Origin of the sequence: Microcystis sp. LEGE 08355, assembly GCF_015207185.1 — a bacterium.
In the GTDB taxonomy this organism is placed as follows: domain Bacteria; phylum Cyanobacteriota; class Cyanobacteriia; order Cyanobacteriales; family Microcystaceae; genus Microcystis; species Microcystis panniformis.
The window spans coordinates 1-13529 of sequence record NZ_JADEXI010000063.1; the positions used below are offsets into that span (position 1 = coordinate 1).

General features: G+C 39.2%; 9 protein-coding genes and 3 pseudogenes. 4 read left to right on the plus strand and 8 right to left on the minus strand.

Going from position 1 to position 13529, the window contains the following annotated elements:
• Positions 1 to 540 (minus strand): annotated as a pseudogene (locus IQ242_RS05225) (glutamate synthase subunit alpha); the annotation flags it as partial.
• 1204 nt (positions 541 to 1744) lie between these two features.
• On the opposite strand from IQ242_RS05225, the gene IQ242_RS05230 reads away from it, so the two are divergent.
• Positions 1745 to 3586, plus strand: a complete 1842-nt coding sequence (locus IQ242_RS05230) for a DCC1-like thiol-disulfide oxidoreductase family protein (protein ID WP_193959257.1) — start codon at positions 1745 to 1747, stop codon at positions 3584 to 3586.
• A gap of 264 nt (positions 3587 to 3850) precedes the next feature.
• Positions 3851 to 4042, plus strand: a pseudogene (locus tag IQ242_RS25835) (IS630 family transposase); the annotation flags it as partial.
• Between the two features lie 13 nt (positions 4043 to 4055).
• On the opposite strand, the gene IQ242_RS05240 reads toward IQ242_RS25835, so the two are convergent.
• The 4 genes from IQ242_RS05240 to IQ242_RS05250 form a co-directional block, all read right to left on the minus strand.
• Positions 4056 to 4433, minus strand: a complete 378-nt coding sequence (locus tag IQ242_RS05240; RefSeq protein ID WP_193959259.1) for a hypothetical protein — start codon at positions 4431 to 4433, stop codon at positions 4056 to 4058.
• A gap of 10 nt (positions 4434 to 4443) precedes the next feature.
• Positions 4444 to 4638 (minus strand): hypothetical protein, encoded by a 195-nt coding sequence (locus IQ242_RS25840; protein WP_370582961.1) that lies wholly within the window; start codon positions 4636 to 4638, stop codon positions 4444 to 4446.
• Positions 4639 to 4903: 265 nt separating this feature from the next.
• On the minus strand, positions 4904 to 6229 hold the full coding sequence (locus IQ242_RS05245; protein WP_370582960.1) for a hypothetical protein: 1326 nt from the start codon (positions 6227 to 6229) through the stop codon (positions 4904 to 4906).
• A 369-nt stretch (positions 6230 to 6598) separates the two neighbouring features.
• On the minus strand, positions 6599 to 7522 hold the full coding sequence (locus tag IQ242_RS05250; protein ID WP_151696600.1) for a glycosyltransferase family 2 protein: 924 nt from the start codon (positions 7520 to 7522) through the stop codon (positions 6599 to 6601).
• Between the two features lie 222 nt (positions 7523 to 7744).
• On the opposite strand from IQ242_RS05250, the gene IQ242_RS05255 reads away from it, so the two are divergent.
• Positions 7745 to 8437 carry a hypothetical protein gene (locus IQ242_RS05255; protein ID WP_193959261.1) on the plus strand — a complete coding sequence of 231 codons (693 nt, stop codon included), beginning with the start codon at positions 7745 to 7747 and terminating at the stop codon, positions 8435 to 8437.
• Between the two features lie 317 nt (positions 8438 to 8754).
• Here IQ242_RS05255 and IQ242_RS05260 read toward each other — a convergent pair whose 3' ends face one another.
• The 3 genes from IQ242_RS05260 to IQ242_RS05270 form a co-directional block, all read right to left on the minus strand.
• Complete coding sequence (locus IQ242_RS05260) at positions 8755 to 9642, minus strand: CoA-binding protein (protein WP_193959262.1); 888 nt, start codon at positions 9640 to 9642, stop codon at positions 8755 to 8757.
• 195 nt (positions 9643 to 9837) lie between these two features.
• A complete protein-coding gene (locus tag IQ242_RS05265; protein WP_193959263.1) occupies positions 9838 to 11022 on the minus strand; it encodes an ATP-grasp domain-containing protein in 1185 nt (394 codons plus the stop codon).
• A gap of 60 nt (positions 11023 to 11082) precedes the next feature.
• Complete coding sequence (locus IQ242_RS05270) at positions 11083 to 12303, minus strand: hypothetical protein (RefSeq protein ID WP_193959264.1); 1221 nt, start codon at positions 12301 to 12303, stop codon at positions 11083 to 11085.
• 980 nt (positions 12304 to 13283) lie between these two features.
• Between IQ242_RS05270 and IQ242_RS05275 the strand changes: the two are divergent.
• A pseudogene (locus IQ242_RS05275) lies at positions 13284 to 13529 on the plus strand (hypothetical protein); the annotation flags it as partial.

Consider the following 13529-nt stretch of genomic DNA (forward strand, 5'->3'; position numbering starts at 1 on the left):
GGCAATATAGAGTAGGCGATCAAATTGAGAACCGGCTAAATCGGGGGAAGTAACCAGAATTTGCTCGACGTAGGGTTGATTTTCCCTTGCTTGTCTTCCGAGGACTTCGGGACGGACGGGAACAGCACGCCAACCTAAAATCTTAATATTATATTTATTGACAATTTCCTCAATATGTGCTTTAGCGTCGGCTCGTTCTTTGTCCGCTTGGGGAAGAAAGACCATACCCACCCCTAGTCGCTCAGATTCTGGCATATTTAAGCCATTTTCGACGAACCAAGGAGCGAGGACATCTCTGGGGATAGCGGTCATCATACCGGAACCGTCACCGGAATCCTGATCGGCGCTGCAGCCTCCTCGGTGTTCCAAACAAGCTAAGGCTAAAAGGGCCTGTTCAATCAGTTGATGGCTGCCAGAACCGCGCACATCGGCAATAAAACCGACTCCGCAAGCGTCCCGTTCCTCTACGAGCCATCGGGGACCACAATAGGGATCGATTTGGTGTATATTGTCGGTTTTTAGGTTATTTTGTTGCGCCATAGAAGTTATCCTTAGGGTCGTTGTCTAGAAGGGTGGGATAGTTAGTCTGCTGATAAGGTCATTCTAGAATAGAAATTTTTTTGATCTTGCCGTTTCGATTGTCGCTGATTTTTCCTAATTTTTGCCTGTTGCCATCTTTATCTTGGCCAGTCTGAGGAATCACAGGTGATCTACCATGATATAGTAGCTCTCAGGAATTGTCATCGAAAATCCCCTGGATGGGGTGAAACATCCTTCTAGGTGCTTATTTTGGCAGAATATTGTCGGATTATCAATGCTAAGACCCAGATTTAAACCGCAGACACGGGTGTTTTTAGTCCTGAGCCAATATTTTAGTTAAAATTCCTTCTATTCTAGATTCTGCCGCTTTTAATTTAGACAGTTGGGGATGCTTGGGAGAGCAGACTTTTGTAGTCAGACTTTGGAGAATTGGTCTAAAAAGTGTCTTTATCTGTTGCAACAACCTAACAAAGATATATTATAAGACTGAATAGAACTGAGGTTAATTTAGGTTCAAATATAGGGCAGAAGTCATCGACAGGACAGAATAAAGCGTCTATCCTAAGCATAGGGCGAGACAGCTGGATGGTGTTCTGTTTTTCAGCATATCATCTCTCCCTTTCCCTATCCCGAACTCAGATTGTGTGGAGCTTTCAAGACAGGATCGTGATTAATCCCCATATTTTGGCCAGTCAGTATCCTAGGGTCACAAAAGCGCCAACTTTGCAATGATTTTAGTATTTTATCGCAACTTCAGCAAGTTGATTGGCTCTTCTCGTTTCCGTAAGCAAGAAGAATGGCTCTTCTGGTTTCTGTGTGGAAACGAGGTCTATACTGATAGAATATCCGCAAAATAGCCCTAAAAGTCTTGCCCGATAAGCATTTCACGATTCCATAAGCAAAAATTATCACACAAAGTCGAGAAGAGCCGAAGAATAGGGATAATTTTCTGGGAATATAGTCTGCAAAGCCTTGCCGAAAAAGACTCCTACGAATGATAAGCACTGATTATCACACAAAGTCGAGGAGAGCCAGTTGGATTATATTATGTAGATGTCCATTGCTTGAGAAAAAATCGACGATATAGGTTATATTTTGACTGGAGTTGGTTGATTGTAACGAAGACTAAAATGGTGATCCTATGGAGAGATATAATAAAATGCGCTTTTGGGTGTGTATAGTAGCTACTATTGTAATAGGGGGCTTGTGGACTACATTACTGGAATTAACATCCCCCGACTTTCCCATTCGGTCTAGTATACTGATTTTTCTTGGCTCTGGATTAATTACTTGGCTAGTCACCAGCCCTAAATTTTTTCGCCGTTTTGTGGGAGAAGCCACACCAGAGTCACTGGGCATAATTAGAATTATTACCTGTGGAGTGTCATTAATATTAATAATTGGCATTGAAGATATGCCGAGCAGTGCTTGGCTTCCAGAGGGTATGCGCTATCCCCTCGGTGTCATCGGTTTATTTGAGCAATTACCTGGTTTTGATAATTTTGTCAGAAGTTATAACAGCCTACAAATTTTGGATTGGTTAACGGGATTAGTTTTATTTTTAGCGATTATAGGTTGGCGAACAAAAATTATAATTCCGTTGGCATTTTTCTGTTGTTTGCTTGTCGGAGGTATTCTACGTCAATACAGTCACTTTTTTCACACGGGATTAATTCCTATTTATCTGTTGGCTATTCTCTCTTTTACTCCTTGCGGCGATGGTTTATCAATTGACCGTCTCTGGAAAGAGTATCGAGGTCAAGCGGTACCAGTTCTTCATCGTACCGCACCTGTCTATGGCTGGTCTCGTTATGCCTGTTGGGTTGTTATTGCTATCCCGTATGTTATGGCTGGACTTAGCAAGCTTCGTAATGGTGGTTTGATGTGGTGGGGAGCAGATAATATGAGATTTCAACTGTATAGCACCGCCTTGGCTCCAATGCAGTTTGACTTTTCTTTAGCAGTACACTGGAATCATGCCCCTGATATTGTTTTTGCCTTGTTAGGTTTATTTGGAGTCGGTAGTGAATTAGCCTATGGAGCGGTACTTTTTTCACGAAGAGCGCGCTGGATTATTCCTCCCCTCATGGCGATGATGCACATCGGCATTTTGTTTTTCCAAGACATTTTATTTCTCGATCTGATTCTCTTGCAATTAATTTTCGTGGACTTCGATCAACTCCGCCCAGCGATCGCTAATTGGTACGCATCCCATCAAAAACCTATAACCATAATCTATGATGGTTTAGCTCCTACCTGTTGTCGAAATGTTCGTGTTCTCAAGTTTCTAGACATTTTTGAGCAACTTCAGTTTCAGGATTTTAGCCAGCTAGATTTAGATAAATATAATGACCAGCATAGACTAAACTTGGAAGAAATTGTTCTGACAGATAGGATCAATATTATCAGTCAAGACCACTGTTATCGAGGATTTTCTGGATGTAAGTTTATTGTTCTAGCTCTGCCTTTATGCTGGATATTGACTCCCTTTATATTCTTGCCAGGGTTATCATTTTTAGGGGAAAAACTGTATCAATTGAGCTTGTCTAACCCACCATCTTCTGCTAAGAAGATAGCGAATCGAGAACTGCACGCTTTTTGGCAAGGTTTTGGTTATCCCCTATTAATTTCTATCGTCACTGTGGGTTTAATAAGTTGTTGGGCAGCACAACTAGAATTTTATCCGTTTACAGCCATGCAGATGTTTTCTAAGGGCAATACCTCAGGTATTGTTCGTTACCATAAAGTCTTAGCTCACTATGATTCTGGTGTAATTGCTCGCTCCTATCTCGAAAAAATTATTCCTGCCTTGTATGATACTCGTTACCGTAGAACTCTACGTCGGTGCTTGTCAGAGAACCCAAAAGATATTCAAGTTTGTGAAGAATTGTTGACAACTGCTGGTATTATCTATAACAATAAACATAATACCAACGATAAAATCAAACAGCTTGAAGTCCAATTATGGGAATGGGATTTCCGTAAAAATCCCTCAGATTCTCAAAAAGGAAGTATGGTTCAAAGGCGGTTTATTCAAGTTAATTAGAAAAAGTAGCGTTGCTGATTTGAGATATGAATCTTTTTTTGTGGTATTTTTAAAACCTATGACCCAAACTAAAAACTTGGCTCTCTTGTACTTTGTGGGAAAATGTGGGTATTCTTGATAGCTTCTTGGGTAAGTAAGCCCTGAAAGCCTTATCCAGAGACCGTTTTTAAAACCATAAATTTTGCTGATCACACGAAAGACAAGAGAGCCACTAACTTTTGGATACGATGCACAGTTGGCATTCATACCTTGATTCAGCAACGTCTACCTCCTTACTCTCCCGACTTTGCCCCGATGGAAAATTTTTGGTCAAAAATCAAGTCTATCTTAAGAAAATTACAACCGAGAACTTATCGAGAGCTAGAGGAAGCCTGAGAAGAGGGTTTTAAGCAAGTCTCGGAAAAAGACCTTCGTAATTGGTTCGCACACTGTCGCCATTGTACCTCATCCATCTGAAAGACGCTGTAATTCAAGCATTTTTTGCGAAAATATTAAAGATTTTCTGAGTAGCAAAGATCACTAAAATTAGAGCAGTAAGCGATAAAATACTAGGCAAAAAAACTGAATAAGCTTGGATATATCTAGCGTTAGGTCGTGCTACTAAAATAGTTAAAAAAGTCCCTCCTAAAAAGAAAAGTATTCCTGTCATGGTTATAGCAGATAGCTCGGTAGGTATGGGCAAGAAAAACTTAAGATCACTTGAACTAGATTTGAAAATACCGATAATTCTAATCAACACAAAAATAACTATAGCAGCGATTATTACTAAAAAATTATACCCCAAAATAATTATTAAGAAATCAGAAAAATTAAATCCCCGCCACAACAATAGACCATAAATAATCAACAGAGATGAACTAATAATTGCTAAAACAGAAATTGGTGATTCCAGAAAAGCTGGTTTCTCTAAGTAAGTAATGCCGATAATTTTGGTTCTTCGTTACTTGGTATGGTTCGATAGGGGGGCATAAATCGACTAAATCCTTATCTGGCAAGAGACTTAATTGATTAGTTTGCTCTAGATCAAAAATAGTTGACAAAAATCGCCAAATGCCTTTCTATATAAGGGTTACATCACTTATAACCCCCGTCCATTACATAACACAAACCGAAGAGCCAAACTATATCGATCGAGGAATTAAAACTAAAATTGACGTAACTAGGTGAATCATCAGATATATATAAGTTGAAACGATCTTGAAATTGAAAGTATAGAAATACAGAAACTGCGTAAAACCAATAGATTAGAGAAGCATTTGTAATTATTTTTATTACCTTACTTTTCATGGTTCATCTCCATTTATTTGACAAATTAAACTACTTTACAAAAATTAATTTAGGTTTCTTAAACTTCTTCCAGAATAAATTAAGAACAACAAAAATGTTTAGTAGGGAAAAGGCAGAAAATAAAGGCATACCGGGGAAAGAATAGCGCATATGCACCAACAGTAAACTTGCATCCACTAAAGAATATAAAAGCAAGCGAAGGAAATTAATCACAATAATAAACAAGAGAATAAATACATAATTAGATAATAAGGGCGATTTAGGTTTACTATAAAAATAGTATATCAGTAAGAATACTATAGAAATTATACCGATGGTATTGATAATATAAATAGCTCTAGTTATCACTTTAACTAACAGTAATCTTATTCTACTTGGCCGCTCCTTTCCCGTCCAAGCTGCACGACGATTAGCTACCTTATCAAAGAGGGTAATACTTGCCTTCGGGTTGTCCACAACAAAAATTTTTTCTACTTCTGAAAAGGGAGGATAGATAAATTTAGTGAGAACTTTTACGGAAGAGTCTTTAAGGTGAGGCAACCAAATCCCAAAATTAGGATCTATATAGCTAAAGCCAAAAGCTTTTGTTGGTAAAAGACGATTACGAAAAGCAGTTTTTAACTCTTGATTAATTTCGGTAAATTTTTGATAAACTTGCCGAGTAGTTACCGACCTAGTGTTAACAGGGTTGATACTATCACGCACAGCATCTGCTAACAGCCAGACTGTAAATTTACCGCGAATTTCTTCTTTAGGAAGGAAAGGTTCTAGGGTTTTGAAGGTGGGACTAACTTGATAAGCTGCTTCTAACTGTGCTGGATTAATAGGAACCTGTCTGACTGGAGTACCAGCATCTATTTTCATTAATCCTGTGTACATACCCTTAAAACTAGGTGCATTCCACAAACTTACCCCCGGCACACCCAAGAGAATTGAGTTAAGTGAGACTATGGCAAAATTTACCATAATGAAGACTAACAGGGGCAAAAATACTAAAAAACAAGACTGTTGGATTTTTTCTCTTAATTTCCACTGAGGCTTGGTTAAAAACATAATTGGAATTAAACTTAACATATAGATGTATTCAATTCCTTTTTCTGGTCGAGTAATGCCGATAAATCCGAGGGTTAATCCAGCTAAACAGGAATAAATGATTTTTTCTGATATTTTTTTCTTAAACAACAAAAATAAGATCAACGCAATCAATATATTAAACAATGAAACCGTTATTGCTTCGCTTCTCGCATCATTAAAAAATCTGAAAGTCAGAGGATAGAAAATTAGCAAAGAAAAAACTAAAACACAGACAATTTTCGGTACTTTTAGTAAGCGAATAGAATAAATCAATAAAAACACTGAAAAAATGTAAAATAGTTCGTGGAATATTCGCAGGGGTATCCCCGTAAAACTAACTAGCCAAACAAATAAGGAATAACCTGGGGGATGGCCTAAATTTAAGATACCAATTCCATCGGAAAACCAAACCGCTCTTTCCGCACGACTTAGATAATTCTGGGGATCACTGGGAGCGGCCACTATTTCACTGGTTCTGATTAAGAATAGTTTAATTAAACAAATTAAAGTCAAAATAATTGGGAAAATTTTCGACACGACTTGACGCTTAATTTCTACTGTACCTTTACTTATCATAGTTTTTGTACTTAACCAATAGTTCATTTTATACCTCATTGTCGCAAAAAATGCTAATTATACTGATATTTATGATCAAGTTCGTTTATCAATCATGTCTGCTAAAAGAGCAAACATTCCCGTTTGTGTTGCTGCTATCAAGAGCAAGAGACTCCTTTCGGTAAGATTTTCGCGAACAAAAATATCTTGAATAAAAGTAAATAAAAATGCCAGAAAAAACAAGCCAGCAATGGGAAGAAAAACCCGAAGCGGTGCAAAATACATTCCCACCCGGAGAATTAACTGGACAAAGCGCAAAGTATCGCGTATAGGTTTAATTTTACTGTTGCCCTGGCGAGCAAAATAGTCAATCGGTTCATAATGGACTAAATAACCATTAGTCAACATGGCGAGGGTAATCGTAGTGGTAAAACTAAAAGTATCGGGTAAGATATTAAAAAATCTCTCGACCACGCTCTTACGAAAAACCCGTAAGCCACTATTAAGATCTGGAATGCGACTATTGCTAATCCATTCGGCAAAACGGACAAGAAACCACTTAGGAATTTTGCGAATTGTTGGATAACTGACATTCGCACCAGTACGCGCTCCTACCACCATATCAGCATTTTCTAGCAGGGCAACTAATTGGGGAATTCTTTCGTTAGGATAGGTTCCATCCCCATCCGTAATCACGATTGCCCCATATTTAGCCTGTCTAATTCCCGTTTTCAGTGCCGCACCATAGCCACGATTTCTGGGATGTTCGATTACCCTAAATGTCATCAATTCCTGAAGTTCTCGCAGGATTTCACCCGTTCGATCCTTAGAACCATCATTAACCACCACAATCTCATAGGTACAATTAGAGAGTTTTAGTTGTTCTTGGAGAAGTTCTAAAGTCGGAGTAATACCCTTTTCCTCATTATAGACGGGAATGACAATAGAAAAAGCGGCATTGTTCTCCTTTCTTGCTGAACTTGACGATAATTGACTCTCCAATTTTGCACTGCTTTCCATTATTTCCAGGTGGATTGTTATTGGTTGAACCTCTGATTATGATTGGTTTTTTCAGAGATAGCCTCGTCGGGGTTAACCATAACCATATTTAGTCAATGGCTATAGGCGAGCAAGGTTAAGAAAATTTTTTCCTCAACCGCACGAACTTTTTGTCCCTAGTTAGTATATAAGTGTATATTGAACAGTTGTCAAGTCTTTCAGAAAAAATTAAGGAATAGATTCATGGTAGAAAAATTAGGCATCGATTATTTTGGCAAAAACCGCCCCCTGGCGAAACTTCACGGCAAGACCACCCTGCAAATGCGCCGCAAAATGTATGATTTTTTACAGAATGCCGTGGATGGTGTGAGGGGAAAAAAATTTTTAGACCATGGTTCTACACCGGAAACCACCAGACAAGCGAGTAATTGCTTGATTCGCTGGTTGTTGGAAGACGATGCTAGGGTTTGTGCCTGCTCTCCCGAAGAAATTAGCCATTTAGCGGCAGTTTTTCCCGGATTAGTTGTCCTTGATTGGCCTCCCACACCTTCCCAAGTAGAAGGAATTGACTATATCATCTCATCGGCGGTTATCGAACACGTCGGCAATGAACAATCGCAGATTGAATACGTCAGCAGCCTGCTGCGCTTATGTCCCCGCTTATTTATTACCACTCCTAATCGCTACCACTGGCTAGAATTTCATACGCGCTTGCCCCTCTTGCACTGGCTGCCGAGAAGTTGGCATCGCTCTGTCTTAAACTTAATTGGGATGAAGTTTTGGGCTAGGGAAAAAAATCTGCGCTTGCTTGCGGAAGATGAATTTGCCCGTATTATCGAACAAGCTGCCCGAATTAATGGTTTAAAAGTTACTCTCCACTGGTATAAGCCGAAATTTCTGGGCTTAGTGTCTAATCTCTGCGTTTTAGTTAACTAAGGCTGTCAGTCCTAAAACCACAAATCTATTCCTGGCCACAAACAGAAAATAAGTTATCAAAAAAAGACGAAAAGAAGGGACTTTTTCCGATAATAAAGGGCAGAGTTAGACCTGTCCTTTGCTCTTCTTTCTTGGCACTGATTACTGACTAATGATTAACGTCAGTTCGGGATAAGGGGGGAAGGAAAAGAGGGCGGCTAGTAAGCTGAAAAATATATAACCATATCCTCGATAGTTCCAGTACCCCCAACTCCAGTGCAGTCTTAACGAGTAATTTAGGTAGTCAACAGCTTATTATTGGAGCAATGGGGTCAAATTCAGGACAAGACTTTAGCTAAAGAGGCGGGTAAATCGGCTAATTTTTCCACCACTGTCACCCCAGCTTCTTGAAAATGACGTAAGCTATCTTTTCTGGTATTCTTAGCGGCAACAGAGTAGGAAAGTTGGTTAGAAATAATTGTTTCTGTATCGCCGAAATTGGTTTCAATCGCTGCATTTAATCCCACAAGATAGGCAATCACCGGTTTTTCGATCGCCGAGGCAATATATTTGGCTGCCTCGATTTCGGCCTTTCCTCCCACCTGACTGACGAGGAGAATCGCCTCGGTATTTTCATCTTCCTCGAAAACCTGCAACCATTGGGACAAATTTGAGCCAATAATGCCGTCAGTCCCCAAATTTACCGCCATAGATTCACCATACCCGGCTGCTGTTAAAGTTTTCGCCACTTCATCTCCTATGCGATCGCCGCGGGTGATCAGACCGATTGTCCCCGATTGATAAAAACTGGGTTCACAAATACCCAACCAAAGATAATTGGGAATAATCACACCCTGGCTGCCGGGGCCGAGAATTAATGTCCCGGTGGTACTAGCTATCTTTAATAATTCCACCAGATCCAAGGGAGGAACTCCGGGGGTGACGATAATTAATTGGGGGATGGCTGCTGCGATCGCTTCTAAGGCCGCATCTAGGACTTGATTGGGGGGGACTAAAATTAAACTGGTTTTGATTTCCCCTGCTTCAGCAACGGCCTCGGCCACTAGATCAAACACTGGTATCTCTGCGATTATCTCACCACTGCAGCCACTAGCCACCCCCGCTACTAAACAGGTTCCCTCGGTTTTCAATCTTGCCGCATAATATTTGCCAAGGGGTCGAGCGATCCCTTGCATAATTATCTGATCTTTATCTGTCCATTTCATATATTAAGTGTTGGGAGTTGTTTCAGTGTTGCCAAAGGCACGGCGTAGCCGTCCAGTAAACAGTAATCAGTAATCAAACAGTAATCAGTAAACAGTAATCAGCTTCTGAAGGCAAGAGTCAAAGGTTTTAGATTCGTCCCTTGTGAACTGAAAACTCACATCTGATAACTGATCACTGATCACTGATAACTGATTCTAGGCTAATTTAATGGCTGCAGTGACCACCTCTTCTAAAGACTCTAACCAATGAAAGTTAACATCAGCTAAACTCTGACTGAGATCGATCGCTTGGTTGTCAGCTAGGACGCGAAAAATTATTTGTGGTAGGGTGGGATTGAGAAAAGATCGAGGTTGCAAGGTTTGTCTTTCCTGTCGGGTGGCCCGGATCGTTCGTTCGCCGCTGCCCCGGCTGGGTGATAATGGGCTATAACTGCGGTAGTAATTACTAATAGTCTCGATCGCTTTTTGTCCAAAGTCGGGATAACTGATAATATCAACGATAATCACTTTTAAATCGGGCAATAGTTGGAATTGTTGCAGACCAGCCTCTATTTGCTCGTTTAATTGCTCTAATTCTAGTCTTTCCTCCAGTATAAGCCAGGCTGCTAGTTTTGCCCCCTTGCTGGCTAAGGCATCCCAGACAGTGGACATCAAACCTTGGCCATTACTGATCACGGCTATTTGGCCGGTTTGATCAATTATCGACCAAGGGGATTGTAATTGGGGTGGGGTCAAGGCCAGAAGATCGAGATGTCTAGCTAAAGCGGCATCATTAACAGTTATTTTGCCATCTAGGGCCATCACTTCCCCAGTTTCGTTGATACCCAGGGGATTAATCTCGATAATATCGAGATCTTTGCTGACAAAGAGACTATACATTTTTTCGAGAATTTGACTGATAGACTCGATCAAAGACCCTCTTAAACCCATAGATACGGCTAATTGCCGACAGAGATAGGGGGAAAATCTCTCTTCAATGACCACTTTTTGCATGGTTGCCAGTAAACTGTCCACATCCATCCCCCCTTGACTCGCACCCAGTAAAACCGGTCTTTGCAGATGATAATCGAGTAAAATGGCTAAAAATATCTCTTGTTGCGGATTATACCTGGCTTCTGCTAGAATTACCTCTGGATATTCTCCGGCGATCGGTAAATGAAAGATAGCATGGGCAGCAGCGATCGCATCAATGGTATTAGCGACAAATTTCACCCCTCCTGCTTTTCCCCGTCCTCCCGCTCGTACCTGGGACTTCAGCACGATGGGGTAGGGAATGTTTAATCTTTTTAGTCCCCCCGGTTCGTGGATTGGTTGGGAAGGTAAAATGGGGATGCCGACTTGAGCAAATATTTCCTTGGCTTGGTATTCGAGTAAATCCATAATTGATTAGTTGATAAAGTGGCGGTTCTCTCTTTGCTCGTTTCGGTAGCTTGGGGACTATTAACTATCATAAGTTTGTGCAGTACCACAATGATAACAATAAGGTAAATTTTTATAAGTTAACTCATGGCAATGATGACATTCTACATATTGATAATAACCGCAATGGGGACAATGAGCATCTTGATTTTTAATCGTTTTAGCGCAGTTAATACATTGTGATTTTTGTACTCGTTTTGCTGCTTGAGACTTGGTATTAAAAACAAACTTTTGCAAAAATTTAATAATAGCAAAACCGAACAAAGGGATTAACAGAATATAAACATATTGAACTACAAATACTAAACCTCCAAAGATAGCACCGATAATATCAAAAATGAATTGTGTAATAATACCAATTTGCAAAAATTCAAAAGCTTTGAAAATTAAAGGAATGAAGAAAATAACTAATAAATGCCAACTAATTAACCCTATTAAACCATAGCCGCGACTTTGGGCATACTGATTCACTAATAACGCAACAATTATTAATGGTGCTAAAAATAAAACTTGAAAACCTAATTGAATGCTAGGATACCAAAAAGTAGCATTTTTATAACCAGCTTCCACATCATTAAATTTACTTTCATTTCTCATGAAAGCAAGTAAATTTTGACTCGATGGTTTTTGTAGTAGTTCATTTTTTAGCTTAACAATTTCTTCTTTGATTTTTGATATTTTTTTATTATTTTCCTCTAGTTTCTGTTTTGCCTCTTCCGCTTTTACCCGGTTTATCGAATTGTTGGCAGACTGTCCAGCAATTTTCTCTAATAGGGTAGAATCATATTGACTTCTAATAATTCTATTATTATTTTCTAGTATATTGATATTATCTTGTTTTGTTTGTATTTTACTTAATAAAGTTTTATTTTCTTGATTATTTAACTTATTTTTAATATCAGCATATTGCAAACAAATTGGAGAAACTTTACCTAAATGTCCTATTTCTTCATCTTGATAATTATTATTTTTATAATCAACTAAAAAAGTTGTAATTAAATCATAATCTCTATCTGGACTATTATTTGTCTTGTAACTTGGCCATTCGCTGTAACAAGTATATACTTGTTGGGGGCTTAAATGCCACCTACTAATATCATCTAATCCTGTAAAAACATTAACTAAGATGAAAATATCAACAATTATTATTACCAATAAACTTACTTTATTTAATGGTTTATCATTAATCCTTCTTGATCTCCTGAAAAACTGATTCCACAAATTATTAAGTTTAGTAAACATAATCTACTCCTAAGTACAGGACAAAAAGGATGATATTTGGAAACTTCCCGCGCTCTCCCCTATCTAAATGGAGCAAGAGGACTCCCGTTAAATTTCTCCTTAATTAAAAATATACCAGAAATTAACGGGAGATGAATTGCGACCACAGGGTGAGAGCATCTCAAAAGCTATTGACAATTGGCCAATTTTGTGATCCGCGTGGGCATTTCAGCTGATATCAGTCAATCAGAATAGTTACGAAATCTTAACATTTGGTCGATTTTTGCTTAACAATTGAGATGACAAATTCTCCTCAAATATGCCTGAATCGTCCTCTGGGCAAGCAACCCACACAAAGTTCATTTTGTCAAGGATTGTTAAGATGCGCTTCCCCTGAGCTTATGGATAAATTTATTGGTTTGAGTATGCTGATTTTTGGGTTTGTAATGATGGCCTTTAATCCAGCAGTTGGAGTGCTAGTGGCTCTTTTTGGGTTGATCGTGACTTGGAATAGCGAGAGAACTGTTTCTGTTCGATCACAGGACAGGGATAGGGTTCCTTGTCCTCATTGTGCTGAGTTAATTCAACCGAAAGCGAAGGTGTGCCGTTTCTCTGGGGCCAGGTTTAGATGACCCCTTGTCCTAAGTTTGGGATCGGTGGCAACCCGATCAGAGGTTTCTTCAGTTTTTTGTCACAATTGTTACATTTTTTCAGAGATTTTAATTCGATCGGGTGATTTTTTTTTGATAGGATTGAACCTATAATTTTCTCAGAAATAGTTCTTGTTCTCCATTAACCGTGCCAAACTAGGAACTGCGGACAAATCAAGAGTTTTGGCGTTTCAATAGACCAAATAAACTAATAACTGGCAGTTAGTCGGAAATATCAGTTATTTTTTGCTAAAATTCTCCTTTTTCCCGCATTTTCTTGCTTGGAAACAAACTTTTTTCCGCTTTCGTCTTTATCTTTAATTCGCTCCCACTAGGAAACTCAAGGGTAAGATGCTAAATTTTCAAAAGCAGGGTCGTCATCATCCTCTGACCCTATTCACAATGCTTTTAAGTGCTTCTTTCGTTGTGGTCTCCCTCTCCTTGACTCCTGCGATCGCACGTCAATTCGCCCCAATTAACCCGATTAAACCGATTCCTTTGGGGAATGACCGATTAATTCCTGCTGGCACAGATATCCCTGTAAAATACGAGCAAGGGGAAAAAATTCTTTTAACCAAAAAAGAAACTTTTTCTTTA

Bases quoted from the DNA above. Each gene is read 5' to 3' on its own strand.
- IQ242_RS05250 (WP_151696600.1), bottom strand. From the start codon at position 7,522: ATGGAAAGCAGTGCAAAATTGGAGAGTCAATTATCGTCAAGTTCAGCA.
- IQ242_RS05255 (WP_193959261.1), top strand. From the start codon at position 7,745: ATGGTAGAAAAATTAGGCATCGATTATTTTGGCAAAAACCGCCCCCTG.
- IQ242_RS05260 (WP_193959262.1), bottom strand. From the start codon at position 9,642: ATGAAATGGACAGATAAAGATCAGATAATTATGCAAGGGATCGCTCGA.
- IQ242_RS05265 (WP_193959263.1), bottom strand. From the start codon at position 11,022: ATGGATTTACTCGAATACCAAGCCAAGGAAATATTTGCTCAAGTCGGC.
- IQ242_RS05270 (WP_193959264.1), bottom strand. From the start codon at position 12,303: ATGTTTACTAAACTTAATAATTTGTGGAATCAGTTTTTCAGGAGATCA.